Annotated in this window: 21 protein-coding genes and 1 tRNA gene; 12 read left to right on the forward strand and 10 right to left on the reverse strand. The window is 63.8% G+C overall.

Annotation, left to right across the window (positions count from 1 at the left end; translation table 11 throughout):
- Positions 1-8: 8 nt before the first annotated feature.
- Both ACTODO_RS05680 and ACTODO_RS05685 read right to left on the reverse strand, forming a co-directional pair.
- The gene (locus tag ACTODO_RS05680) at positions 9-944 is read right to left on the reverse strand and encodes an ABC transporter substrate-binding protein (protein ID WP_003792344.1); all 936 of its coding nucleotides are present in this window, start codon (positions 942-944) and stop codon (positions 9-11) included.
- 140 nt (positions 945-1,084) lie between these two features.
- Positions 1,085-1,777 (reverse strand): DUF4191 domain-containing protein, encoded by a 693-nt coding sequence (locus ACTODO_RS05685; RefSeq protein WP_003792346.1) that lies wholly within the window; start codon positions 1,775-1,777, stop codon positions 1,085-1,087.
- Positions 1,778-1,882: 105 nt separating this feature from the next.
- On the opposite strand from ACTODO_RS05685, the gene ACTODO_RS05690 reads away from it, so the two are divergent.
- Positions 1,883-3,217, forward strand: coding sequence for a protein kinase domain-containing protein (locus ACTODO_RS05690; RefSeq protein WP_003792347.1), 1,335 nt, complete (start codon positions 1,883-1,885; stop codon positions 3,215-3,217).
- A gap of 83 nt (positions 3,218-3,300) precedes the next feature.
- On the opposite strand, the gene sucB is transcribed toward ACTODO_RS05690, so the two are convergent.
- Positions 3,301-5,016 (reverse strand): 2-oxoglutarate dehydrogenase, E2 component, dihydrolipoamide succinyltransferase, encoded by a 1,716-nt coding sequence (gene sucB / locus ACTODO_RS05695; RefSeq protein WP_034512175.1) that lies wholly within the window; start codon positions 5,014-5,016, stop codon positions 3,301-3,303.
- A gap of 27 nt (positions 5,017-5,043) precedes the next feature.
- Positions 5,044-6,417, reverse strand: a complete 1,374-nt coding sequence (lpdA, locus tag ACTODO_RS05700) for a dihydrolipoyl dehydrogenase (RefSeq protein ID WP_003792349.1) — start codon at positions 6,415-6,417, stop codon at positions 5,044-5,046.
- Positions 6,418-6,572: 155 nt separating this feature from the next.
- On the opposite strand from lpdA, the gene ACTODO_RS05705 reads away from it, so the two are divergent.
- A complete protein-coding gene (locus tag ACTODO_RS05705; protein WP_003792350.1) occupies positions 6,573-7,121 on the forward strand; it encodes a hypothetical protein in 549 nt (182 codons plus the stop codon).
- A gap of 90 nt (positions 7,122-7,211) precedes the next feature.
- Here the strand turns inward: ACTODO_RS05705 and ACTODO_RS05710 are convergent, their stop codons facing one another.
- Positions 7,212-7,673, reverse strand: a complete 462-nt coding sequence (locus ACTODO_RS05710; protein WP_003792351.1) for a tRNA (cytidine(34)-2'-O)-methyltransferase — start codon at positions 7,671-7,673, stop codon at positions 7,212-7,214.
- A gap of 5 nt (positions 7,674-7,678) precedes the next feature.
- A complete protein-coding gene (locus ACTODO_RS05715) occupies positions 7,679-8,206 on the reverse strand; it encodes a YbhB/YbcL family Raf kinase inhibitor-like protein (RefSeq protein ID WP_003792353.1) in 528 nt (175 codons plus the stop codon).
- A 129-nt stretch (positions 8,207-8,335) separates the two neighbouring features.
- Between ACTODO_RS05715 and ACTODO_RS05720 the strand changes: the two genes are divergently transcribed.
- Genes ACTODO_RS05720 through ACTODO_RS05730 form a run of 3 tightly spaced genes read left to right on the forward strand, consistent with a single transcriptional unit; the run spans position 8,336 to position 13,552 of the window.
- Positions 8,336-8,818, forward strand: a complete 483-nt coding sequence (locus tag ACTODO_RS05720; protein ID WP_003792354.1) for a hypothetical protein — start codon at positions 8,336-8,338, stop codon at positions 8,816-8,818.
- A gap of 9 nt (positions 8,819-8,827) precedes the next feature.
- Positions 8,828-10,381: a DNA polymerase Y family protein gene (locus ACTODO_RS05725; RefSeq protein WP_003792355.1), complete on the forward strand. Its 1,554-nt coding sequence runs from the start codon at positions 8,828-8,830 to the stop codon at positions 10,379-10,381.
- Positions 10,382-10,420: 39 nt separating this feature from the next.
- Entirely contained in the window at positions 10,421-13,552 is a 3,132-nt protein-coding gene (locus tag ACTODO_RS05730) for a DEAD/DEAH box helicase (RefSeq protein ID WP_003792356.1), read from the forward strand.
- On the opposite strand, the gene ACTODO_RS05735 is transcribed toward ACTODO_RS05730, so the two are convergent.
- Complete coding sequence (locus ACTODO_RS05735; protein ID WP_003792357.1) at positions 13,549-14,613, reverse strand: alcohol dehydrogenase catalytic domain-containing protein; 1,065 nt, start codon at positions 14,611-14,613, stop codon at positions 13,549-13,551. The two genes, ACTODO_RS05730 and ACTODO_RS05735, sit on opposite strands and share 4 nt — an antisense overlap.
- A 116-nt stretch (positions 14,614-14,729) precedes the next feature.
- Here ACTODO_RS05735 and ACTODO_RS05740 point away from each other — a divergent pair, with 116 nt between their 5' ends.
- Complete coding sequence (locus tag ACTODO_RS05740; protein ID WP_003792358.1) at positions 14,730-18,014, forward strand: error-prone DNA polymerase; 3,285 nt, start codon at positions 14,730-14,732, stop codon at positions 18,012-18,014.
- Here the strand turns inward: ACTODO_RS05740 and ACTODO_RS05745 are convergent.
- Positions 18,011-18,688 (reverse strand): HAD family hydrolase, encoded by a 678-nt coding sequence (locus tag ACTODO_RS05745; protein WP_208853689.1) that lies wholly within the window; start codon positions 18,686-18,688, stop codon positions 18,011-18,013. The two genes, ACTODO_RS05740 and ACTODO_RS05745, sit on opposite strands and share 4 nt — an antisense overlap.
- Before the next feature lie 88 nt (positions 18,689-18,776).
- Here ACTODO_RS05745 and ACTODO_RS05750 point away from each other — a divergent pair, with 88 nt between their 5' ends.
- From ACTODO_RS05750 to ACTODO_RS05775, 6 genes are all read left to right on the forward strand, one after another.
- The gene (locus ACTODO_RS05750) at positions 18,777-19,265 is read left to right on the forward strand and encodes a MarR family winged helix-turn-helix transcriptional regulator (RefSeq protein ID WP_196773340.1); all 489 of its coding nucleotides are present in this window, start codon (positions 18,777-18,779) and stop codon (positions 19,263-19,265) included.
- A gap of 78 nt (positions 19,266-19,343) precedes the next feature.
- Positions 19,344-19,430 (forward strand) — tRNA-Leu (locus ACTODO_RS05755).
- Between the two features lie 71 nt (positions 19,431-19,501).
- Positions 19,502-20,173 (forward strand): DsbA family oxidoreductase, encoded by a 672-nt coding sequence (locus ACTODO_RS05760; protein WP_003792361.1) that lies wholly within the window; start codon positions 19,502-19,504, stop codon positions 20,171-20,173.
- Positions 20,170-20,682: a pyrophosphohydrolase domain-containing protein gene (locus tag ACTODO_RS05765; protein ID WP_003792362.1), complete on the forward strand. Its 513-nt coding sequence runs from the start codon at positions 20,170-20,172 to the stop codon at positions 20,680-20,682. The genes ACTODO_RS05760 and ACTODO_RS05765 overlap by 4 nt, the downstream gene beginning before the upstream one ends.
- 71 nt (positions 20,683-20,753) lie before the next feature.
- Positions 20,754-21,851: an NAD(P)/FAD-dependent oxidoreductase gene (locus tag ACTODO_RS05770; RefSeq protein ID WP_003792363.1), complete on the forward strand. Its 1,098-nt coding sequence runs from the start codon at positions 20,754-20,756 to the stop codon at positions 21,849-21,851.
- 33 nt (positions 21,852-21,884) lie between these two features.
- Positions 21,885-22,151 carry a hypothetical protein gene (locus ACTODO_RS05775; RefSeq protein ID WP_034512178.1) on the forward strand — a complete coding sequence of 89 codons (267 nt, stop codon included), beginning with the start codon at positions 21,885-21,887 and terminating at the stop codon, positions 22,149-22,151.
- A gap of 105 nt (positions 22,152-22,256) precedes the next feature.
- Here the strand turns inward: ACTODO_RS05775 and ACTODO_RS05780 are convergent, their stop codons facing one another.
- Complete coding sequence (locus ACTODO_RS05780; RefSeq protein WP_003792366.1) at positions 22,257-23,189, reverse strand: aldo/keto reductase; 933 nt, start codon at positions 23,187-23,189, stop codon at positions 22,257-22,259.
- Between the two features lie 4 nt (positions 23,190-23,193).
- Positions 23,194-24,048: a RecB family exonuclease gene (locus ACTODO_RS05785; RefSeq protein WP_003792367.1), complete on the reverse strand. Its 855-nt coding sequence runs from the start codon at positions 24,046-24,048 to the stop codon at positions 23,194-23,196.
- Positions 24,049-24,117: the final 69 nt, after the last annotated feature.

Consider the following 24,117-nt stretch of genomic DNA (forward strand, 5'->3'; position numbering starts at 1 on the left):
GTCCCGAATCAGTCGACGGTCGGGTTGAGTGTAGCTGTCGTCAGTGCTGCATTCTCGGCGCCGTAGGACGCCAGAATGTCGTTGAGGTAGCCGTTGTCCATCAGGTACTGCATAGCCTTCTGGACCGCCTCAGCAAGCTGCGCATCATCCTTTGCGACCGCCACGCCCTGAGGGGCTGACTCAAACGTGTCGCCAAGCTGCTCGATCTTGCCGGCAGACTGCGAGCTCGTGTAGCCAATGACTGTTGAGTCCGCGAGGGTCGCGTCATACTGGCCGCCAGTCAGCTTGGTGGCGATGTCCGTCTGGAGCTCGTGAGGCATGACGGTGATCTTTTCCTTGCCGGCTGCAACACACTCGTCAGAGAGCGCGGCCGCGTATTCTTCCTGAGCCGTGCCGGTCTGAACCGCAATAGTCGCGCCGCACGGGTTAGACGGGTCAAAATTCTTCGGATTGCCAGCAGCGACGCCCCATGCGGATCCGACGTTCAGGTAAGACACCATGTTGACTTGCTGCTCACGCTCGGAGGTAATGGTGAACGATGAGATGCCCACGTCGAACTTTGTGCCGAGAGCGGGGATGATCGTGGGGAATTCGGAGTGCTTCGTTTCTCCGGCGTTCAGACCCATGACCTTGGCGAGCGCCTTGTTAATGTCAATGTCATAGCCAATGGGAGTCTGTCCATCAGCATCCATGTATTCGGCAGGCGCATATCCGGTAGAGGCTCCGTTACGCAGGGTGCCCCGCTTCTTAATGCTGTCGGGAACGAGCGCTGCAATCTCGTCGACGGTTGGGATTGATGAGATGTCGTAGTGTGAGGTGGTTGATGTGGCTGCCCCCGTCGTCGTGTCTGCGGTACTCGTGCTCGTCGTGGGGTCTGCGCATGCGGCCATTGCGGTCGCGGTACTGGCCAGAGTGAGCATGGCGAGAATCTTCTTGGTGTGCATGATTATGTTCCTCAGTATCCGTGATTCGAGTGATATCGTGTACTGAACATGCAAGCATGTGCATACTATGCATGTCGAATGAGTCTCGGATCGTGGATACACAAGTGGGCAAGCACACGGTGCTTGCCCACTTGAGAGGTTCAGTTGCCGCGAAGTGCGCGGCGTGACGGCTTGGCGCGAAAAGGATCGATGCCCTTCGGAATGGGAGGCTCGCCCGATCGGAGAGCGTTGATACGTGCCGAGACCTGGGGAACTTCCTCGGGGGTCAGCACGTTCTTCAGCTTGCGCAGCTCACGCTGCAGATCCTTCAGGGCGATCTGCCCGTCATCGTGACCCACCTGGATCTGATGAACGGGAACGTTGCGCATGACCCTGGTGACGCGCTTCGTCTCGGCCTGGAGGAGGGGGCGGACGCGTGACGCGGGGCCCTCGGAGATGAGAACGACGCCGGCGCGGCCAACAATGCGCCACACGAGGTCCTGCTCACGGGTGTATGCGACGGGCTGCTCGGGAATCACCCAGCCTCGCTGAATCTGGGACAGTGCAACCTTCACGGCACCCGCCGTATCCTCAACCTGCGAGTACAGAGCGCGGCGCGTCAGAATGCTCAGCAGCGCAAGGGCTGCGGTGAACGAGCCCACGATGCCGACGACAAGCCAGCCAATAAGCGACATGTTGGTCAGCCAGGCTACCAGCATGAAGACGGCGATCACCGCTGCGACTGTTCCGAGAAGCATCCACGGAAGTGCCGGGTAGGTGCGTTTGGTCAGTCGGTACGCGTCGAGGACGTTCTGATAGAAGCGCCTCTTGCCGGGGGGATTCGATTCACTCATAGCCTCATTATTGTACGTGCAATTGATGATCGAAAGTCCACCCGTCCGATCAGGCACTTTGTGAAATGAGTTGCATCACATTGGTTGGCTTTGGACAATGTCGGTATGAACATTGGCGGTTACGACATTGGCCAAATCTTCCATATCGGGGCGACAGGCCCCGTGTGGCGTACGCGCACGAATGCGGGTGAGGCGCTGTTGTCGCTGCGCGCCGCCGGAGATGGAGAGCGCTGCCTCGAGCGGTGGAAGGCGTGGGCGTCGATCACGTCGCGACACGTTGTTGCCTTGCGCGACGTTGCGCGATCAGATGACGGCCGCTGGGCAATCGTTTACGACTATGTGGCAGGACGTCCCCTCGACGCGGAAATTGGCTCGCCCGACTTGCGCCCCATCGCGACAAGACGCCAGATCATCGAAGGAATTGCTGCCGGGGTCAGTGCCCTGCACAGCGCTGGAATCGTCCATGGGGATTTAACGCCCTCCAACATCATCGTGACACCATCTGGGCGCGCGGTCATCATCGATCTCATCGACGAGTTGGGAGAGGACGACGGAACGCCGGGGTGGAGTCAAGGACGCAGCGGGCCGCAGGCCGATCGTGCGTGCCTGCGTCAGCTCGCGCAGATTCTGCACATGGACGAGGCCCTGGCTGAGCTCGGGTTCGATGAGCCTAACGATTGTCTTGCAGACGCGACGCCCGTTGTTGACGATCCCGTCGAGCACCCTATTTCGCGTGAGCCCGTGGATCCCGAGCGCGTCATCGCAGACTTGCGCGCTGCGGCACTGCGCGAAGATACCCTCAGAGATAGGCAGTCCGAGCGCCCGGCTGCCTCGACACCACAGAATGTGCGTGGCAGGAGACAGGAAGCGCAGCGCGGCCGGCGCCGAGCGCTCGGCGTCCTCGCTATGGGGCTGATGGCGATCATCGCAGGTGTGTCCATTATGGCCTACGGCTTCTTGAGTAGCGGTCCGAGCGACGACCAATCGGAGACATCGGTTTACAGCGATCCCTCACAGTCCCTTGAGCAGTCATCCGGTAGTCCATGCGACGTTTCCGCCCTGTCAGAAACGATTAATCGTGCGATCCGCACGCGCGACGAAGCAGTGGTCGCCGGTGACCCGACGCCTCTTGAGAGCGTTCTTGGTGGCGAGCTGCTTGATCAAGACAAGGAACGCATCGCAATGATGCAAAGCGACGGAGTGCGCGTCTCGCAGTTGTCCTCACGGATCGATGATGTGTCCGTTTTAGCGTGTGAGCCGGGAGCCATCGATGTCAGTGCAACGTTGACGGTTCTCACGTCGGAAACATGTCGAGCTGGAACGTGTGAGAAGCGCTCGGAGCCCCAAGTAACCGACCTTCGGGTGCGCGTCGATCCAGTGTCGGGAAAGGTTGTGAAGGCGGAGCCCGCTGATCAGCAAAGTGGTGCAGACGCGCAATAATGCGCGACAACTTCGCATGTGTTCAGGCAATAGCGATGGGGTGGGCCTCATGCGAGGCCCACCCCATCAGCGTTCGGTGAGGATCAGAGTCCGAGGTCGGCCTCGAACGCGCCTTCCTCCAGTCGCTTCTTCACATCCATGAGGAAGCGCGAAGCGTCGGCACCGTCGACCAGGCGATGGTCGTAGGACAGTGACAGGTACACCATCGAGCGAATCGCGATGACGTCGGCGCCGTCGGCACCCTTCATCACGACGGGACGCTTCACGATCGTGCCAACGCCCATGATCGCGGTCTCCGGCATGTTGAGGACCGGCGTATCAAAGAGCGCGCCACCCGAACCGGTGTTGGTCACCGTGAACGTCGAGCCGGACAGCTCGTCGGGACCAATCTTCGAGTCGCGAGTACGGGCAGCCAGATCGTTGATCGAGGCGGCGATGCCCGCGATGTCCTTGTCTCCGGCGTTCTTTATCACCGGGACCAGCAGACCGCGCGGCGTGTCAACGGCGATACCCACGTGCTCGTAGTCGAAGTACGTGACCTCCTTGTCGTTGATGGTCGCGTTGATCTTCGGGTGGTAGGCGAGGGCCTCGGTCGCGGCCTTCACGAAGAAGGGCAGGAACGTCAGCTTGGTGCCGTGCTTGGCAAGGAACGCGTCCTTCGAACGCGCGCGCAGAGCGGCAATCTTCGTGACGTCGACCTCGATAACCGTGGTCAGCTGAGCCGCAGTCTGAAGAGATTCGACCATGCGGCGAGCGATCGTCTGACGCAGTCGCGACATCTTCTCGGTCGTGCCACGCAGCGGCGAAGGCTCGCGAACAGCGTTGGCCTGTGCAGCGGCCGGAGCAGCGGAAGCAGCAGGGGCGGCGGGGGCTGCGACTGCAGCGCGAGCGGCAGCGGCGGCAGCCTCAATGTCCTCGCGGCGAACGCGGCCGCCGACACCCGTGCCCGACACGGACGCCAGATCGACGCCGAGCTCGCGGGCGAGCTTACGAACGATCGGGGTGACGTAGGCGGAGCCGGTCACAGCGACAGGGGTTTCAACGACCGGAGCAGCGGAAGCCGTCTGTGCCAGCGTCGAGGCGTTCGGGAAGGGATCAACCGGAGCTGCCGAAGCGGCAGGAGTAGCGGGTGCAGCCGGTGCAGCGGGAGCAGCAGGCGTCACCGGAGCGGCCGGAGCAGTTGCCTCGGCGACGGGAGCAGCAGAGGGAGCCGACGAAGAAATGATCGCGACGACGGTGCCGACCTCAACGGTCTCATCCTCGGGAACGCGGATCTCTGCAAGGAAACCGGCGACCGGGGAGGGGACCTCGGAGTCGACCTTGTCCGTGGAGACCTCGAGCAGCGGCTCGTCGGCGTCAACGGCGTCGCCCACGGACTTCAGCCACGTGGTGACGGTGCCCTCGGTGACGGACTCGCCCAGAGCGGGCATGCGCACCTCGGTACCCTGCGCGGGAGCGGAGGCAGGGGCGGCAGCGGTCTCGACAGGAGCTGCAGCAGGCGCCGCCGGAGCCTCGACAGGAGCAGCCGCGGGTGCAGCAGCAGGGGCTGCCGAAGCCTCAGACGCATCGCCAATGCGAGCGATCTCGGTGCCAACCTCGACAGTCTCATCCTCGGGGACCAGGATTTCCAGCAGGACGCCGGCCACGGGGGAGGGGACCTCGGAGTCGACCTTGTCCGTGGACACCTCAACGATGGGCTCATCGAGTTCGACGGTGTCGCCGACCTGCTTGAGCCACGTGGTGACGGTGCCCTCGGTGACGGACTCGCCCAGAGCGGGCATGGTCACTGAAGTTGCCATGTGTGTTCTCCTATTAAAAATGTTCGGTCAGTTGTGGACGTGGAGCGGCTTGCCTGCCAGCGCCATAGCCGCTTCACCAAGCGACTCGTTCTGGCTGGGGTGCGCGTGGATCAGGGAAGCGACATCCGAGGGGTATGCCTCCCAATTCACCATGAGCTCGCCCTCACCAATCTGCTCGCCGATGCGCGCGCCGATGCCGTGGAAGCCCACGATCGGACCGCCCTCAACCGAGACCAGCTTGATGATGCCCGATGTGGCCAGGATAGACGACTTTCCGTTGCCGGCGAGGTTGTACTCGACGGTGCGTACCTGGTCCCCAAACTTTTCACGTGCCTGCTTCTCGGTCATGCCGACGGAGGCAATCTCCGGCTCGCAGAACGTCACACGCGGGATGTTGATATCAGCCTGCATGGTCGGGTTCAGGCCAGCGATCTCTTCGGCCACGAAGATGCCCTGCATGAAGCCGCGGTGTGCCAGCTGAAGGCCGGGAACGATATCGCCGACCGCGTAGATGTTTCCGACGCCGGTGTGCAGGCGGTCGTTGGTGATGACGAAGCCGCGATCCAGCGTGATGCCGGCCTGCTCGTAGCCCAGGCCCTCGGTGACGGGGCCACGGCCGACAGCGACCAGAAGGACGTCGGCGTCGAAAGCCTTGCCGTCTTCGGTCGTGACGTGCACGCCCTGCTCGTTCTGCGTGGCCGAGGCGAAGCGAGTGTTCGTGTGGAACTTGATGCCGCGCTTGCGGTAGGCGCGCTCGAGCTGCTTGGAGATGGCCTCATCCTCGTTGTTGGCGAGGTGGGGCAGCGCTTCAATGATCGTGATCTCGGCGCCGAAGCTGCGCCACACGGATGCGAACTCCAGACCGATGACGCCGCCGCCAAGAATCACGGCGGAGGAGGGAACCCAATCCATCTGAAGGGCCTGGTCGGAGGAGATCACGCGGCCGCCGATCTCGAGGCTGGGGATCGAACGCGAGTAGGAGCCGGTCGCCAGAACGATGTTACGGCCGGTAATGCGCTGGCCGTTCACCTCGATAGTGTTCGCGTCGGCGAGGCGGCCCCAGCCGGAGATCACCTCGACGTTGCGAGACTTGAGCAGGCCCTGCAGGCCCTTGTACAGACCGGAAATAACAGAGTCGCGGTACTTACCCACCTGAGCCATGTCAATGCCGTTGAAGGTGGAGGAGACGCCGAACTTGGACGACTCACGCACGGCCTCGGCCGTTTCTGCAGCGTGCAGGTACGCCTTGGTGGGGATGCAGCCGCGGTGCAGACAGGTGCCGCCCACCTTGTCGCCGTCAATGAGGGCGACCTTCATGCCCAACTGCGCAGCGCGCAGGGCGGTCGCGTAGCCGCCGGAACCCGCACCCAGAATGACGATGTCGTAGGTCGATTCGCTCAAGGTTTAAAACTCCTCGCTGATGAGCTGAAGCTCAGATGGTTGTTTTCATGGCGGGCCTCACGGTCCTTATAGGCCCATTGTCCCACGTTTGTGCAACGCTGTCTTGAAGCTCGGTGTTCCATCGCGGTGCATCAGGCCACACGGCATAGTTGCTCATGGTGCTCTTCCCCAATGCGATGCGTCGCGACAATGCTGTCGGTAGGATCAGACGTGTGCACGGACATGAGACGACGAACGAGGCCGTCGGTGCGCGCGATCAGCGCCCACCGTCGCTTGGGCTTGGCCGCATCATCATTGCTCTGTTTTGGCTCCTCGGGGCCTGGATTCTCGTCACGGCTATCCTCGATCTGTTTCATGCGCAGGGGCAACCCTGGGGGCCGCGCATCGTTGCGCTGCTCGCGGGTATCGACTACCTCGTCGCGGCCACGGCGCTCACCCACAACGGGCGACGCATGCGCATGGTTGGTTGGGTCACGATCTCTCTGTCGATCGCCATTCCGATTATTTTGTGGGTCGCATCGCTCGGCTTGGATGAGCTGAATTCCGCGCGCTCAGCCTGGACTGGCCTCGGCGCTGACTTCTACTTCCTACCCTTTATCGTGTCGATCATCGGATTGATCTGGATGTGGCGCTCGAATCCGCGCAGGATCGTCTCGCTCGCAGAGCAGGTCGAACGTCCGTCCTCCCCGTGGAGGGCGCACTGACCCACTGCTTGATCCAGCGATGAACGCAGTAAACGAGGCCCGGCGGAGCGGTCCGATCCGGGCCTCGTTCGTCATCTTTTCATCGTGGGGTTAGACGCCGTTTGGGAAACCCAGCTGTCGCCAGGCCTCGTACAGCACGATCGATGCGGAGTTGGCCAAGTTGAGCGAACGCACCCCGTCAACCATCTGGATGCGCACGCGATCCTCCACGCGCGGATGATGCATCGCATCCTCGGACAGGCCGACCGACTCGCGCCCAAAGAGGAGGCCATCTCCATCGGCATAGGAGACGTCGGAGTACATGGTGGTTGCGTGGCCCGTGAGCGCCCAGACGCGCCCTGGAACCTCGGCGAGTGCCTCATCGAGGGAATCGTGCACCATAACGTGCGCGAGGTCGTGGTAGTCCAGGCCTGCGCGGCGGAGCTTCGCGTCGTCCATGTCGAAGCCCAGCGGCTTGACCAAGTGCAGCATCGATCCGGTGCACGCGGACAGGCGAATAGCGGCACCCGTATTGCCGGGGATTTCCGGCTCCCAAAAAATAATGTGCAGCATAATCCTTAGGCCTGGTGGGTCACGGTCAGGGAGGCGCGTGCAATCGTGTGCTCGAGCGCCGCGAACGAGGCCATAGCTGGGGTCGCGTCGTCGTCGAGCCCCAGCGAATCCGTATCGAGGGCGTGCACCGTGAATACGTAGCGGTGGGGGCGATCGCCGGTGGGGGGAGCGGCTCCGAAGTAGGAGGCCTCGCCCGCATCGCCGCGCAGATGGAAAGCCGGACCGTCCAGCATGAGGTCGGATGCTCCGGCACCCGCCTCCAGGTGGGTCATGGACGACGGGATGTCAAGAATTGCCCAGTGCCACCAGCCCGAGGGGGTCGGGGCATCCGGGGCAAAGCAGGTCAGCATGAAGCTCGCCGTGTCCTCGGGGAAACCGTGCCACGTGAGATCCGGGGAAAGGGATCCGGCCTCGGCGGTCGCCGACTCGGGCATGGGCGCGCCGTCGGTGAGAACGCTCGATGACAGCGTAAACGTGGGGGCTTCCATGCCCTCGTAGGGGCTGGGGGCAAGGGGGCGCTGGTCGATGTTCATGCATGCTCCTTTTCTCGGTGTTTCCATTGTGACCTATTCGCGCGCGATCGGCGTTCGGGACACAGATGTGTGAGCGGGGTTCTACACTTCCAGTATCGAACACATGTTCTATTGCTGGGAGGGGGAGTTATGACTGATGCGCATGCGCGACTACTGGCGGCGCGCGACGTGTTGAACCGTGCCGAACAGGCTGTTGGCCTGCGAGCGCGTGACGATATCGAGCATGCGCAGGCGGGGATTTCTCCTGTCCTTCTGGGGCCGACGGGCAGGGCTGAACTCATCCGATTGCTGATCGATACATGTCCCTCCGAGGGGTGGATAGGCGTGTGCGGAGTGAGGAATATCGGCTGGGAATGGGCCTCGCAGCAGGGGATGGACCTCGACCGTGTACTGGTATTAAACGCGGGGAAAGATCACCAGGTGGGGGACCTGTGTTCCCTTCTGATAGAAGCCTGCGATGTTGTCTGCCTCGATATTCCTGAACTGTCCGGCGCACAGCAGCGGACCTTGGCAGCGAGGGCCCGATCGATGGGACGCACCATCGTGACACTGCGCCCCTGGCCGGGGCTTTCTCGTGAAGCGCCGCGCCGACGAATGCGGCTGGTGGTCTAGGTGCGTGACATGGTGGTGTGGGTGCCCGATTGGCCCGTTCACTGCCTCGTGGTCGATCTGCCGCCGGGTGGCACTGGGGCTGTCGTACATAGCGAACGCATCGAGGTTGCCAGCGGCGCTGCTCGGAGCGCCGGAGTGAGGAGCGGCATGAGCGTACGAGAGGCGATGTATGTGTGCCCCGATCTCATCTGCTTGCCTCGCGACCCTGATCGCGAGGCGCGAGCGTTTAGCGCCGTTGTCGATGCTTTCGATTCAGTGGCGGCCGGGGTGGAGTGCGTGCGCCCCGGGGTAGCTAGGTGTCGGGCGCGTGGTCCCGCTCGTTGGCATGGGAGTGAGGAGGCCGCGGCCTTGGCTCTGGTGTCGGCGATCGAGGAGGCCGTCGGCGTTGAATGTTTTGTTGGCATCGCCGATGGGCCGGTCGCATCCCTGGAGGCGGCGCGCGAGGGACGCATTGTTCCTGCCGGAGAAAACCAATTATTCCTGGGGCGTATCCCGTTACATCGTGCCCTATGGGCCGTTCCTGTCGCGATGACTGATAGAGCAGCTGACGCCATCGAGCTATTGACAGGCCTGGGCGTTCACACGTGCGCGGATTTTCTGGCACTGGGGCGAGGTCGTGTGTGCGAGCGCTTCGGCGACGTCGGTGAACAACTCTGGAATCTCGCTTCCGGAGGCGACAGTGCCCTCACCCCGGCCGGGCGCATTCAACCAGACATCACGATGGAGTGCGTCATTGATGTGGGTGGAGATTCCATCAATACGATGATCGTACCCATTCAACGCATCGCACGAGATCTGTCTCAGAGGCTGGGGCGGGGCGGGCTCGTCTCGCAGACCCTGCGCATCGATGTGGAGGATGCCGGGGGCGGTCAGCGCACTCGCACGTGGAGTGGATGTGACGTGTGCGTATCGGACGAGGTTGCTCTGCGCGTCCGGTGGACGCTCGCGGGGTGGACTTCGGGTATCGAAGGGCCCAGTGGCGCAGTGACCTGTATACGCGTGACCGCATGTGATCCGCGGGTGGGGCGCAGTGCGTCAGCACTGTGGGGGCGGTCAGATCGCGAGCGCGATGTCTCGCGCAGCGTGGTGCGTATTCAGGGGATGGCGGGGCCGGATTCTCTCCTGATTCCGCGGGTGCAGGGCGGATACGATCCGCGCAGCCGTGTTGTGATGACCAGATGGGGGAGCAAGCCTCTCCTTCGCCCGCATGAGGGGGCGTGGGAGGGACGCATCGCTCATCCTCCGGCGACGCTTTTTGACGAGCCCGTGCGTGTGAGGATTGTTGGCGTATCTGGGGCCTTCGACGATGTGCGTGTGGACCACCGAGGGGCCTTGAGTGCTGCACCCGCCTACCTCGTGAGCGAGCGTGATGTCTCGCAATCAGTGTTGGGGAGGGGGCGCCGTGCGGCTATCGCGCGAGTGGAAGGGCCTTGGCCGGTGGGAGGTCGGTGGTGGGCGCAGGAGAGACCGCGCGCCTACATGAGGGCTCTGCTTGAGGACGGACGGGACGTTCTCCTTGTCTGGAAGGAGGGGGAGTGGGCAATCGAGGGACTGTCCCAGTGAGCCGGTGCTGGGGATGGGTGGGTGCCGTAGACTGAAAGGATGGTATCGCTGTCGCACACGCTGGCCTCGCTGTCGGATGATGACATGATGGCCCTCGTTGGCCCGGCGGCGTGGGCGAATGGCCTGCGTTTAGCGCGCAGTGGCGCGGTGCGTGAATTCTCCTGGAGCGAGGATGGCGAGCAGGCTGAAGCACGCGTGAAGGAAGCCGGGCTGACCTATCGCGTGCGCGTCGCACAGGGCGCTGTGCGTCCCTCCCTCGCGTGTGCGTGCCCGCTGCGCAGTGACTGTCCCCATACGGTAGCGACGCTCATTGTTGGGCGCGAGGATGCCCGCGACAAGCAGCGCTCGGTGCCTGAATGGAGCCGTGTCCTCGAGCAAATGCTGGGTTCTGACCGCGACCGCCTGGGCGAGCCGTTGGCCCTCGTCGTTGATGCGCATGATCCCGGGGTCGAGCCGTCTCTCATCCCGCTGCGCCGAAGCTCCTCATCCGGGTGGACGACGAAGAGGGCTTCGTGGCTCGATTTGACGGCGACGCAGTGGGCGTCAGTGACGGATGGGCTGGATCCCACGCATGTCTCTCTCATGCGCGAGGGGTACCGCCTGTCGCGTGAATCGCGTTCGTGGCACTCGCGCACGGAGGTGACGCTCAGTTCGCTGGGTGAGCATGCCTACGCGTGGCTGGCGCGTCTGGTGCGGGCCGGGGTTGAGCTCTACGCCTCGCCTGACGCCGATGAGAGGGTGGTGCTCTCGCACGCGACCTGGGACGCGGACATTGATGTGCGCTCCGGTGACGACGGCCTTGACGTCAGAGTCGTCGCGCGCAACGGAGACGAGGTGATCACGAGGCCGCGTATCGACCGCGACGCGAGTGTGCTGCTGCTGGATGGAGGGCGCGGAATCGCGCGGATTGAGGGTGTGGGAACGCTTGACGGCTTTCCTCTCGATCGAGGCTTGCATATTCCTGCCGCAGATGTCGCGCAGTTTCGTGGCACGTGGCTGCCCGCCCTCCTCAGGCGTTTTTCGATGGCTTCCTCCGATGGCAGTTTTGACCCTGAGGCTCGCCCGGACGTGTCGCTCGTGGGGACAGTGCGACGCGACGGGGAATCTGTCGTTGTGCGTTGGTGGGCAGAGTATCGTCAGGGTGAGTCACGCTCGCGCACTCCTGTGGCCCACTGCGTGGAGGACGAGGCCGTGGCCGAGATCCTGGGTCGCGTCGAGTTGTGGGGACGTGGGTTCGACTCCGCCCTGTGGACCGCGCCTCCGACGACGGGGAGGCTGTCTCCGTGGCGTGTTCCTGCCTTCTTGGAAGCGGTTGTTGATGCTGAGGGCATCGATGGCCTCGTGTGGGACGTTGCGGAGGACGTGCGTGCCATCGACGTGCGAGAAGACGGATTCGATGTCGATGTGAGCGTTGATCCAGCCACGCGTGACTGGTTTGACCTCAACGTGCGCCTGCGCCTCGGCCGCGTCACGATCAGCGTGCGCGAAGCGCTCGAAGCGATCGCAGGCGGGCAGGATTACGTCGAGGTCGAGGGAACGTGGGTACGCCTTGACGGCGAACGTATTCGCTCCTTGGCGACGTTGCTGGAAGAGGCACGCACCCTGGCGGGATGGGACGGCGAGGGTTTCAGGCTCACGCCGATGCAGGTCGGCGTCGTCGATCTATTCGCGAGTGCATCCGACCACGTGAGCCTCAGTGACGCGTGGAGGATGCGGGTCGCTCCGCTGCGCGACGGCTCCGCGGATGAAGGTGTGCCGCCGGTACCATCGCTCAGCTCGGTTCTGCGGCCGTACCAACGGCACGGCCACGCTTGGCTAACGGCTCGCTTGTCCGGTGGAATCGGTGGAATTTTGGCGGATGACATGGGCCTGGGTAAAACCGTTCAGATCCTGTCGGCTGTGGCAGCGCTGCGAGCGCATGCACCCGCCGGCGATCCCTCGCCCGTTCTCGTCGTGGCGCCGACCTCCGTCGTTGGCGTGTGGATAGACCAGGCGCGCACCTTCACACCGCACCTGCGTGTGCGCGCGGTGAAGGAAACGGCCACGCGCCGTGGGACGACGATCCAGGAGGAGGTTGCCGATATGGATATCGTCGTCACCTCCTACACGCTCGCCCGCCTGGAGGCGGAGCAGTGGAACCAGGTGCGCCTCGGCGGAGTTGTCATCGATGAAGCGCAAGCGGTGAAGAACCCTCGCACCGCAACCTACCGAGCGCTTCGCGATCTTGAGTCGCCCTGGAAGTTGGCGGTGTCGGGTACCCCCATCGAAAACTCGCTGGGAGACCTGTGGTCGTTGCTTTCCTTGACGTGCCCCGGCCTCCTGCCCTCGTGGGAGGCATTCCAGCAGCAGGTGCGCAGGCCGATCGAAAATGGCGCGGATCCGGCGATGCTCGGGCGTCTGACGGCCTATGTTGCGCCCTTTGTTCTGCGGCGCACGAAGGAGGAGGTCGCTCCGGATCTGCCCGATAAGATCGTCGACATTGTGCGCGTCGATTTGGGCAAGGAGCACCGCCGTATCTACGATCAGTATCTGGCCCGCGAGCGCGCCCGGATTCTCGACCTGCTGCGAGACGTGGATGCGAACCGCATGAGTGTGCTTGCGGCGATTACGAGGCTGCGTCAGCTAGCGCTCGATCCGGCTCTCGTCGAGGAGTCGTATGCGCACGTGGGGTCGGCAAAAATCGAGTACCTGGCGGATCGCCTGGATGAGATCGTGCCACTCGGACATCAGGCCTTGGTGTTTAGCCAGTTCACCTCGTTCCTGGAGCGTATCCGGCACATGCTTGAGCGCCGTGGAATATCCGCCGTGCAGCTCGATGGGTCGACGCGTGGTCGGGCTGAGGTCATCGAGAAGTTCCGCTCGGGCGATGCTCAAGTCTTCCTCATCTCGCTGAAGGCTGGCGGTTCCGGGTTGACCCTCACCGAGGCGGACTACGTCTACGTCATGGATCCCTGGTGGAATCCTGCCGCGGAGGAGCAGGCGATTGATCGCGCGCACCGCATCGGTCAGATGAAGAAAGTCAACGTCTATCGAATGGTTGCGACTGATACGATCGAAGCGAAGGTTGTGGAGCTTCAGGATCGCAAGCGCCAGCTCATTTCTTCGGTGATGAACGGGACTGGAATGGGCGCTCGCCTGAGCGAGGCGGACCTGCGCGGGCTCCTCGACTAAAGGGCGGCGAAGCTTTTCGGGCGCACGGCGACCTTCAGGCCGGCGCGTGTGCGCACGGCGTTGAGGGCGTCGCTAACGTCGGACAGCTCATACTCGTGTGTGATGAGTGGCGACAGGTTAATGCGTCCGCTTGAGAGCGCTTCGACGGCCGCCGTGTAGTCGTCAAGGGTCGCGTTCGCGCTGCCGCTGATGGTCAGCTCCCGGTAGTGCACGAGGTTCGGGTCGATCTGAGTCATCGCTCCCGCGGGGAAGCCTGCGAAGAAAGAAATGTGGCCGCCGATGCGCGCGCACTGAGCGGCAATGGAGACGAGGGCTGGGGCTCCGACTGCGATAATGACGACGTCTGCTCCTACACCGTCAGTCCACGTCATGACCTCACGTACAAGATCCTCGCCTTGGGTGCCGGTCGTCAACTCGGCTCCCATTGCTCGCGCGGGTTCGAGGCGCGCCTGTCGGCCGCAGGCCATGACGCGCGCGCCGGCAGAAACCGCGAGTGCGCAGTGGATGAGGCCGATCGGGCCAGTTCCCAGCACGAGCACACGGGAGTTGGATTCGATGGGTAGGCGTGTTGTTGCGCGCAGGCAGCACGAGAGCGGCTCGGCGAGTGCGAGGTGAGGCGGGGCGATCTCGCGAGCGACGGGGGTAATGCACGCGAGCGCTTCTTCGGGGACGAGGATGAAGTCTGCGAGGGCTCCATCCACCCCCGTTCCGAATAGGCGCATGTTCGCGCACACGTTAGAGCGCCCACTCGTACAGGGGGCGCAGTGTCCGCAGGCAATCTCGGGAGCGAGTCCGACCTGCGTGCCCGGAGCGGGAACGTCGACCCCTGCGGTGAGGTCGCTTCCAACACGCCACACGCGTGCGGCGATTTCGTGCCCGAGGACTACGCCCGGGGTGACGCCGTTCGTCTTTTGTCCTGTTGCGATGCGCAGGTCCGTGCCGCACAGGGTTGTTGCTTCGACGGAGAGGAGAACGTCGCGTGGGCCGAGTGTTGGGATGGGGCGTTCGTCGAGTACCAGGGCGCCGGGGGAGCGAAGCGACGCTGCGAGCATGGATTCCATGCTTCCAGCATAGGGCTTGTGCTCCTCGTGGGAGGGGCGCCTTTCACCCCATCTGTACGCGCCAACGCAGCTCCCCCCAACAACAGTATCGAACATATGTTCAATATAATGGCTGTATGACCACGGAACGACGCTACGCAGAACTGCATGCGCACAGCGCCTTCACGTTTCTTGACGGGACCGACGAGCCCGCGCGTATGGTGGAGGAAGCTGCGCGCCTCGGGCTCGATGCCCTCGCGATTCTCGACGTCGACGGCATGTACTCGACGGTTCAGACGACCATGGCTGCCCGCACGGCCGGCCTGCCGATCGTGTACGGCGCTGAGCTCACGCTCGCGCCGGATGCTCTGAGGGGCATTGTTCCGGGTTCATCTGCGCCGGGATGGGGACTTGCTCCCGGAGCTGAAGACCCGGGGATGCGCCTCCCCATTGTGGCGGCCAGCCCCACCGGCTACGCGCATCTCGTGGGAGCGATGAGCGCTCGAGCACTGTCCGAACCCGGGCAGCGCAATCCACGCCACGACCTCGTCAATCTGAGTGAGGCCGGAGGGGAGCTCGTCGTCCTCACTGGCGGTAGGCGGGGCCCGCTCATGCGCGCGCTACGAGCCGGGGGCACGGCGCCCGCACGCCGAGTCCTGGACGGACTTGTAGACGCTTTTGGGTGCGACCAGGTCCTCGTCGAGTGGCAGGCTGCGCGTGGGGATGAAGACGAGGTCGGAGACGTGCTCGCGGAGCTTGCGCGCGCGAGCGGAACTCGCCTGGTGGCGACGAGCGGAGCGCGCATGTCCTCACCCTCGAAGCAGGCGCTCGGCGACATCTTGACGGCGACCCGCTTGGGATCTTCCTTGAACGAGGCGGAGGCTCACCTGGGCGCGCACCGCTCTTTCCTGCGTTCACCCGCGGAGATGGCACGACTGCATGGAGCACACCCGCAGGCACTCGACAACGCATGCGAGGTCGCAGCCGCGTGCGCTTTCGACCTGCGCCTCGTCGCCCCGCGCTTGCCGCGCACCCAGGTCCCCGACGGGCACACCCCGGACAGCTGGCTCGCGCACTGCACCTACGAGGGCGCGAGCGTGCGCTACGGATCACGCGCACACCACCCCCGGGCATGGGAAACGATCGAGCACGAACTCGGGGTCATCGAGCGCCTCGGCTTTGCGGGCTACTTCCTCATCGTCAAAGACATCGTCGACTTTTGCGCCCGCAACGGGATCCTGTGCCAGGGGCGGGGCAGCGCCGCCAACTCAGCGGTGTGCTATTGCCTGGGAATCACAGCGGTCGACGCGGTGCGCCACAACCTGCTGTTCGAGCGATTTTTATCCGATGCGCGCTCGGGGCCACCGGATATCGATGTCGATATCGAGGCGTGTCGTCGAGAAGAGGTCATCCAGTACGTCTACGACACGTTTGGGAGGGATCGCGCGGCCCAGGTCGCGAACGTCATCACGTACCGCCCGCGCTCAGCGATCCGCGATGTCGCACGCGCCCTCGGATACCCGGCCGGTACGGCCACAGCCTGGTCCCAGGGCAGGGGAGAAGTGCCACCCCTCGTTGGTGATGCGGCCCAGGCGCTCGCGCGTCTTCCCCGGCACATGGGGATCCACTCAGGCGGCATGGTGCTCACCGATCAGCCGGTGTCGCGCATCTGCCCGGTTGGGTGGGCCGCGATGCCGGGACGTACGGTTCTCCAATGGGATAAGGAGGACTGTGCGGATGCCGGCCTCGTGAAGTTCGACCTGCTATCGCTCGGCATGTTGACCGCGTTGCGCGTCGCCTTCGACGAGCTCCGGGCGGGTGGCGCGCGTGCGGGGGAGGCCTCGAATCAGCTGCGTGGCTGGGCACCTCGAGTAGTGGAAGGGCGCGAGGGCCAACCCCTGGGCCTGCACACCCTGCCGGAGGAGGACCCGAGGGTCTACGACTTGCTGTGCGCGGCCGACACGGTGGGCGTCTTCCAGGTAGAGTCGCGCGCGCAGATGAACACGCTTCCTAGGCTCAAACCACGCTGCTTCTACGACATTGTCGTGGAGGTCGCTCTGATCCGACCGGGGCCGATCCAGGGGCGCTCAGTCAACCCCTATTTACGGCGCCGTTCGGGACGCGAGAAGGTCACCTATCTGCACCAACTCCTTGAGCCCGCCCTGCGCCAGACGCTCGGCGTCCCCCTCTTTCAGGAGCAGCTCATGCGCATCGCGAGGGACGCGGCGGGCTTGTCGGGGGCGCGCGCCGATCAGCTGCGCCGCGCGATGGGGGCCAAGCGCAGCCCGGAGCGCATGGAAGCTCTCAAGGGGGACCTTATGGCGGGCATGGAGGAACGGGGTATCGACGCGCCCACGCGCGAGCGTATCTTCGAACAGCTCAAGGGCTTTGCGGACTTCGGGTTCCCGGAGTCTCATTCGTTTTCCTTCGCACACATCGTGTACGCGTCGTCCTGGCTGAAGGTGCACGCCCCCGAGCACTTTTATGCCGCGATCCTGGCCTCCCAGCCGATGGGCTTCTATTCGCCCGCGACCCTCGTGCAGGACGCCCGCAGGCACGGGGTGCGCGTGGTGGGTCCGTCAGTCAACGATTCACTCGTCGACGCGAGCGTGCAGCGCGTGGGCGACGATGAGGCGGGGGAGTCCTACAACCCGGGGCGCCCGGAGGCTTTGCCCTCGCGCGGCACCGTTGCCCTCGATGTCGATCGCGAGCTTGCGGTGCGTATCGGGCTCTCTCAGGTACGAGGCCTGGGCGCGGTCGCCGAGCGCATCGTCGAAGCCAGGCGTCAGGGAGCATTTACGAGTCAGGCGGACCTCGCGCGGCGAGCCCACGTGAGCGCCTCTGCCATGGAAAAGCTCGCGATGGCCGGCGCTCTCGAGTGTCTGGGGGTCGGGCGGCGCGAGGGTGCATGGGCTGCGGGGGCACTCGCGCAGCCACAGGCTCGGGCCGGTCAATGGCAGCCATTCCTTCCGGGCACGGAGGTGGGGGCGCGCGTTCCCGAGCTGCCTTCGTTATCGGAGGCGGAGCGCATGCGCTCGGATGTCGCTTCGACGGGGCTGACCCCGGGGCGCCACCCTTTCAGCTACGTCCGCGGATCGCTGCCCGCTAGCGTCCTCCGGGCTGGCGAGCTGGGCCAGCACCTGACCGGACGCATCGTCGACATCGCCGGAGTCGTCACCCATCGACAGCGCCCGCACACGGGCGGGGGGATCACGTTCCTCTCCCTCGAAGACGAAACCGGCCTCGTCAACGTCTCTGTCTCTGTGGGAGCATGGAAAAAGTTCCGGCGCGTGTGCCTCGAGTCCAGTGCTCTACTCGTGCGTGGGACACTCGAGTGGGGAGATGGTGCGATCAGCGTGCAAGCCTTCAGGATCGCGTCTATCGCACTTCCCGTCGAGGTAAAGTCCCGAGACTTTCGCTAACCAGCGCTTCGCGCGTGCTGCGCCACGCCATCCAGGAGGTATGTGCGCAGGTCATCGACCGTGTCGCACACGGCATCCGCATCGGCCAGGCCATCGTCCGTTGCGTAGCCCCACCCAACGCCGATCACCGGAATGCCAGCCTCCTTAGCGCCGCGCACGTCCCAGATCGAGTCGCCGACGATAACGGGGCGGGAGATATCGGCGCCGCGATCCTCCAAACGTGTCAGAGCCTCGTGAATGACTGTTGCTTTGCTCGAGGCCGGGTCGGGGGTAGCCCCGGCAATCACATCAAAAACGCTGGACAGGCCGAGATGCTCCATCTGAGCGAGAGCCATCGGGGCCTGCTTCGACGTCGCGGTCGCCAACGGAACGCCAGCATCATGAAGTTCGTGAAGCAGCTCAATGACCCCGGGGAAGGGCTCGGGATCAAGAAAGTGAGCTTGATATCGCGAACGGTAGCCACTCACGAGGTTGGCTAGGAGCTCACCCTCGTACCCCAGGTCGCCGAAGGCGTACCACAGCGGCGGGCCGACATAGGTGCGGAGCCGCTGATCGTCGGGGATCGGAAAATCGTAGTCTGACAGTGCGCCACGAAATGCACTCATGACGGCCGGAGCGGAATCAACAATCGTTCCGTCGACGTCAAAAAGGACAACAGAAATGGATAAAGACACGTGGCTCCCCCGCGTTGTTGGTGCTTTCTTAGTCACTATGCCCTATTATCCCGAGAGAAGCATCCGACACGACCACGAGGAGGGAGACATGGAATCACGAGCACAACTGACGCCGATCGTTCAGGCCAATAGTGCGCGCGCTGCCGCATGGCGAGTCTTCTTCGAGGCGTCCGGGCGCCTGCAGGGCATTCTCGAGACGCGCCTCAAGCGCACCTACGGGGTTTCCATGCCCGACTACAACATTCTTCTGGCCCTCTGGGAGGCGCCTGGCCATCGTCTGCGCATGGGCGAGCTGGCCGACCGTGTCGTTTATTCGCCGTCGCGCGTCACCTACCTCGTTTCGAATCTGTCGCGCGACGGATGGGTGGAACGCGTTCCCTCCGCGGTCGATCGCCGCGGCTACGACGCGTGCCTGACGACCCAGGGGATCGAAACTGTGCTTGCTGCCACAGAGCTGCATCAGCAGACGGTCAGCGAGTACCTCCTGGATGGCATGACGGACGCCGATATCGACTCAATTGCCAAGGTTTTTGCCACTCTTGACTCGCGCCTGCGCGGCGGCGAAAAAGACTCCTAGTTTCGATTGGCGCATCTCGCCCACATCGTGTTAAGCTTCTACTCGCTTGCGGATCGCAACGGTTCGCATCGCTCACCTGCGCGGGTGGCGGAATAGGCAGACGCGCTAGCTTGAGGTGCTAGTCCTCATTTTACGAGGGTGGGGGTTCAAGTCCCCCTCCGCGCACGAAATGCCCCGGGGCCGAAAGGCTCCGGGGTTTTCCATATCAATCGTGAGGAGGCACCGTGCGTATCGACATGTGGCTCGACACCTGCGACCCGTGGAGCTATCTCGGGCTGCGACACCTGCGCGCAGCTCTCGAGGAATTCGAGCATCGTGACGAGGTTGAGGTCTACCTGCACGCTTTCCTTCTTGACCCGGAACTCGACGCCCCCGTGGACAAGCCCCGCGTTGTGGCTCTCGTGGAATCCGGTGCCGCGACGCTCGAAGAAGTACGCGAATCTGACGAGCGGATGCAGGCGCTCGGCGCGCGCGAGGGGATTCGCTTCGACTTCGATAAACTCATCATCGCTCCGACATCGCGCGCACACCGCATCATCGCGGCCGCCCACGATGCTGATATTGATGCCGATACGGTGGCAGGTCCCTCCTCGCTGCAACTGAAGGTTGCCGAGGCCATCATGCGCGCCCACTTCGAAATGGGGCTGGACATCTCCCACCCCGAGGTTCTCATCGGGTGCGCCCAGGACATTGGAATGCCGCCGGAGCTTGCTGCTCTCGCCGTGGGCGACGAGGAATGGGCATCCCGCGTGTATTCGGACTTCCAGATGGCGATGCACATGGGTGTCACCACCGTCCCCACGTACGTCTTTGACGCGCAGTACCTCGTCGACGGACATCAAACGATCACCGCATTTACGAACATCCTGGCTACGGCCTGGGAACAGTCTCGAAAGGATCACGCATGAGCGAGAAGAACACCCCCACCTCGAACACTCAGAGCGCTCCCAGCCCGATGGAACTCGTCCAGGAGTTCCACCGCACCTACTCGATGCCGATTCGTTCCTTCGACGATCCGACGTTGTCCTATGAGCGCCTCGGCATGCGCATGAGCCTCATCGCCGAAGAATTCGCTGAACTCATGGGAGCGGTGTACGGCAAGCGCGCGCGCGCGATCATTGAGACGGCTACCGCCGAGGCGGTCGCGGCAGACGATGGCGAGCGCGATGTTATTGAGGCTGCGGACGCCCTCGCCGACCTCATCTACGTCATCTACGGTATGGCGATCGAGTCCGGAATGGATCTCGATTCTGTGCTCGCCGAGGTCCAGGCTTCGAACCTCTCCAAGCTTATGCCGGACGGCTCCGTCAAGCTGCGCGAGGATGGAAAGGTCCTCAAAGGCCCCAACTTCTTCCCGCCGAATGTTGCGCGCGGCCTCGGCCTGGAGACCGGGGAGAGCGCCAACGACGCGGACTAAGGTCCCTAGCACGCGCATTCGTGCCCGCCAGGTGACACAATAGACGCGGTCCACTCATAAGGAGGAAAGACATGGCACGCGTCGCAGTCATTGGCGGAGGTTACGGAGGCGTCACGGTCGCAAAGGGGCTGGACCCCATCGCGGACGTTGTCCTCATCGAACAGAAGGACCAGTTCGTCCATCACGCAGCCGCGCTGCGTGCCGCGGTCGACACCGTGTGGGAACACGCGATCTTCATGCCCTACACGAACCTGCTGCACCGCGGCGAGGTCCTCCGTGGCACAGTATCGCGTGTTGACGGCACGACCGTTCATGTCTTTGGCCACGACCCGATCGAGGCCGACTACGTCGTCTTCGCGACCGGATCGACCTATCCTTTCCCCGCGAAGTACTCCTCTTACCGCTCGTCCGTGGCGAAGGCACGCCTTGAGCAGCTGCACGAGAACCTCGGACGGGCCCGCTCGGTGATGATCGTCGGCGGCGGCACCGTCGGCATCGAGCTGACCGGCGAACTCGCCAATGCCTTCCCCGGCCTGGACATCACGATCGTTGAGGCCTCCGATCAGATCCTGGGCACGCCCGGCTACACCGATGCGCTGCGCAACGAGATCAGCGAGCAGCTGAGCACCCTCGGCGTGCGCGTCGTCACCGGCTCTGAGCTCGCTTACCTGCCCCCGCAGAACGTTGGCGACCTCAGTCACTTCATGGTTGAAACCAAGAACGGTGAGGTCATCGAGGCCGATCTGTGGTTCCAGTGCTACGGTGCCCGCGCCAACACCGGCTTCCTGATCGGCAGCGACTACGAGTCCGTCATGAACCCGAACGGCACCATCCGTGTCGATAGCACCATGCAGGTCGCAGATCACCCGAACGTCTACGCCGTCGGTGATCTCACCGATGTGCGTGAATCGAAGCGTGCCGACGCCGCGCGCCAGCAGGCCCGCGTCGTCATCGCGAACATCACCGCCCAGATCGAAGGGGAGAAGCCCGACGCCATCTACCAGCCGACGAAGGAGTGGGTGATTCTGCCCCTCGGCCCGAACATGGGTGCGTCGCAGCTCCTTGATGCGGACGGGCAGACCCGTATTCTGGGCGCGGAGCAGACCGCCGAGATCAAGGGAACCGATCTGATGGTGTCCGTTATTCGTTCGCAGCTCAACCTCCCCTGATAAAGTGCGCCGTCTCACGGTAGAATGATCGTCATGACTGGAGATGCCCGCCGCGCGCTGACGCGCCTGCTCAACGCTTTCGAAAACCACTTCGACATCGCCCGCGATGGAGACGAGGCCGACGACGCCGCGCTCGAAGCAGCTGAGCTTGCGCTGCGTGACGCGTTCTTCACCTACGACGACATTCTTTTCACTCAGCTGGGCGTGGAATTGCCCTTCGACATTCTCGATGACTCCGAGGATGACGACGATGATTTCGACGACTCCGATGAAGACGACTTTATCGAGGTCGATGACTGACTCGATCATCAGCTTGTTCAAGATGGGTGGGGCCCGAACCAAGCGGTTCGGGCCCCACCCATCTTTACGTGATCACGCGACGTCAATCACGTGAAGCGCGCCTTACTACTGAGCCACCTCGGAGAGAACCTGCCGAATGGGGGCAGGCAACGGCTCCGTGTAATCGAGCAGCGTCTCCAGCTGGCGCAGCGTGCGCGGACCGACGAGGGCACTGGTGACACCCGGATAATCGCGCACCCATGCAAGCGCCACGTCGCCCGTCGAGCGTTCCAGTCCCGCGCCCGCGCGCGTGGCAGCCTCAATGACGCCGCGCGCCGAGCCCGTCAAGTGGCCCTCCACCAGATGGCGAAGATGTGGCGAAGCAGCGCGCGAGTCCGCGGGCGTCGAGTGGCGGTACTTGCCCGTCAGAGCACCGCCTGCCAATGCGGACGCGGCGATGACGCCGACCCCGTGTTCACTCAGTTCAGCGACCCTCGCCGCCCGCGAGGTATCTGCGAGGGAGAAGGGGAACTCGACCACTGAGATCGGAGCGCTCGCTCCGAGCATGCCGCGTGTCACCGCCTCGGCAAGCTGCCACTGCGTCGCCCGCGACAGCCCCACGTAGCGCGCACGGCCAGAGCGATACGCTGCGGTCGCAGCTTCAAGAGTCTCGTCCAGTGGGACCTCCGCGCGAGGCTCCACCATCCACACGTCCACGTAGTCGGTGTCCAACCGTGCGAGGGCATCATCGAGACTGCGCAGCAGATCGCCGCGCCCCGCAGCGCTCACCCACGCGCCTTCGGAGGCCCGGCGCACGCCTCCGCGCCACGCGACTGCCACGCGGTGCCGACCAACAGCTGAGATGGCTTCGGACAGGATGTCTACCGCCATGCCGTCACCATGGGACGCAGAACATTCCACCAGATTGCCGCCCGCGTCGACGAAACGGCGCAGCATGTCGAGCGCTTCGGGGCCGTCAGTGTCGCGCCCCCAGGTGAGCGTGCCGATACCAATGGCCGACAGGTAGAGCCCGGTGCGGCCGCATTGCTTCAAGTCCATGCATCTAGCCTAGCCGAGTCCGCGACAGCCACCGTGCATGTTGCTCGGGCAGCGGGGGAGTGGTTCCGCCGAACACCGGGCAGAGTGACCGCACCCCGCACCAGTTGCACAGGGGATTCTTGCGAGGCACAAAAGAGTCGTTCTCAATGTCGCGTGCAATCGAGTCCCAGAGCTGGTCAATGTGACGCTCAAAACTCGCGATGTCGCCCGCTTTGGGATCAAAGGTGATGACCTGGCCGGCCTTCAGATAGACAAGCTGCATGCGAGAAGGAAGCACCTGCGTGCGCGCGAGGAGCAGCGCGTAGAAACGCAGCTGGTACAGGGCCTCGTCGACGTAGCGCGGACCGGGCGCCTTCCCGGTCTTGTAGTCGACGACCCGAAGCCGTCCGTCGGGGGCACGGTCCACACGGTCGATGAAACCGAGGAGTCGTACGCCGCCCGAGGTCATTGTCGTCACACGCTGCTCAAGCGCTGCCGGTGCAATCCACTGGGGCTGCTCGATCGCAAAGTACCCGTTGACGACCGCGCGCGCCTCGTCGAGCCACGCGTCACGGTCCGCATCGTCGCTAAACAACGCGGGAACCTCCGGGTTCTTTGATGCCAGGGCCTCGTATTGCGGCCACACCTGGCCGCGCGCGGCCTCAGGTGTACGCTGCTGCGCTGGCAGAGCGAAAAGCTTCTCAAGCACTGCGTGCACGATTGTTCCCAGAGCCTTCGCGCGCGTTTCTGGTTCACGGTATCCGTCCAGGACGTGAAGACGGTACTGCAGGGGGCAGCGCTCGTATTCCTTCGCTCGCGAAGCCGAGAGTGCGGGCTCCCACGTGCGCTCGGCCGTCGAAGGGGTGATCAGGTCTGTCATGAATACCACGCTAACCCCTCCCGCCCTCATCTGTGTCCTGCTATGGGCGCAGCTGGTGGCAAGCGCTAT

It is taken from the genome of Schaalia dentiphila ATCC 17982 (assembly GCF_000154225.1).
Classification (GTDB): Bacteria; Actinomycetota; Actinomycetes; order Actinomycetales; family Actinomycetaceae; genus Pauljensenia; species Pauljensenia dentiphila.

Bases quoted from the DNA above. Each gene is read 5' to 3' on its own strand.
- ACTODO_RS05680 (WP_003792344.1), bottom strand. From the start codon at position 944: ATGCACACCAAGAAGATTCTCGCCATGCTCACTCTGGCCAGTACCGCG.
- ACTODO_RS05685 (WP_003792346.1), bottom strand. From the start codon at position 1,777: ATGAGTGAATCGAATCCCCCCGGCAAGAGGCGCTTCTATCAGAACGTC.
- ACTODO_RS05690 (WP_003792347.1), top strand. From the start codon at position 1,883: ATGAACATTGGCGGTTACGACATTGGCCAAATCTTCCATATCGGGGCG.
- sucB (WP_034512175.1), bottom strand. From the start codon at position 5,016: ATGGCAACTTCAGTGACCATGCCCGCTCTGGGCGAGTCCGTCACCGAG.
- ACTODO_RS05705 (WP_003792350.1), top strand. From the start codon at position 6,573: ATGGTGCTCTTCCCCAATGCGATGCGTCGCGACAATGCTGTCGGTAGG.
- ACTODO_RS05710 (WP_003792351.1), bottom strand. From the start codon at position 7,673: ATGCTGCACATTATTTTTTGGGAGCCGGAAATCCCCGGCAATACGGGT.
- ACTODO_RS05715 (WP_003792353.1), bottom strand. From the start codon at position 8,206: ATGAACATCGACCAGCGCCCCCTTGCCCCCAGCCCCTACGAGGGCATG.
- ACTODO_RS05720 (WP_003792354.1), top strand. From the start codon at position 8,336: ATGACTGATGCGCATGCGCGACTACTGGCGGCGCGCGACGTGTTGAAC.
- ACTODO_RS05725 (WP_003792355.1), top strand. From the start codon at position 8,828: ATGGTGGTGTGGGTGCCCGATTGGCCCGTTCACTGCCTCGTGGTCGAT.
- ACTODO_RS05730 (WP_003792356.1), top strand. From the start codon at position 10,421: ATGGTATCGCTGTCGCACACGCTGGCCTCGCTGTCGGATGATGACATG.
- ACTODO_RS05735 (WP_003792357.1), bottom strand. From the start codon at position 14,613: ATGGAATCCATGCTCGCAGCGTCGCTTCGCTCCCCCGGCGCCCTGGTA.
- ACTODO_RS05740 (WP_003792358.1), top strand. From the start codon at position 14,730: ATGACCACGGAACGACGCTACGCAGAACTGCATGCGCACAGCGCCTTC.
- ACTODO_RS05750 (WP_196773340.1), top strand. From the start codon at position 18,777: ATGGAATCACGAGCACAACTGACGCCGATCGTTCAGGCCAATAGTGCG.
- ACTODO_RS05760 (WP_003792361.1), top strand. From the start codon at position 19,502: ATGTGGCTCGACACCTGCGACCCGTGGAGCTATCTCGGGCTGCGACAC.
- ACTODO_RS05765 (WP_003792362.1), top strand. From the start codon at position 20,170: ATGAGCGAGAAGAACACCCCCACCTCGAACACTCAGAGCGCTCCCAGC.
- ACTODO_RS05770 (WP_003792363.1), top strand. From the start codon at position 20,754: ATGGCACGCGTCGCAGTCATTGGCGGAGGTTACGGAGGCGTCACGGTC.
- ACTODO_RS05775 (WP_034512178.1), top strand. From the start codon at position 21,885: ATGACTGGAGATGCCCGCCGCGCGCTGACGCGCCTGCTCAACGCTTTC.
- ACTODO_RS05780 (WP_003792366.1), bottom strand. From the start codon at position 23,189: ATGGACTTGAAGCAATGCGGCCGCACCGGGCTCTACCTGTCGGCCATT.
- ACTODO_RS05785 (WP_003792367.1), bottom strand. From the start codon at position 24,048: ATGACAGACCTGATCACCCCTTCGACGGCCGAGCGCACGTGGGAGCCC.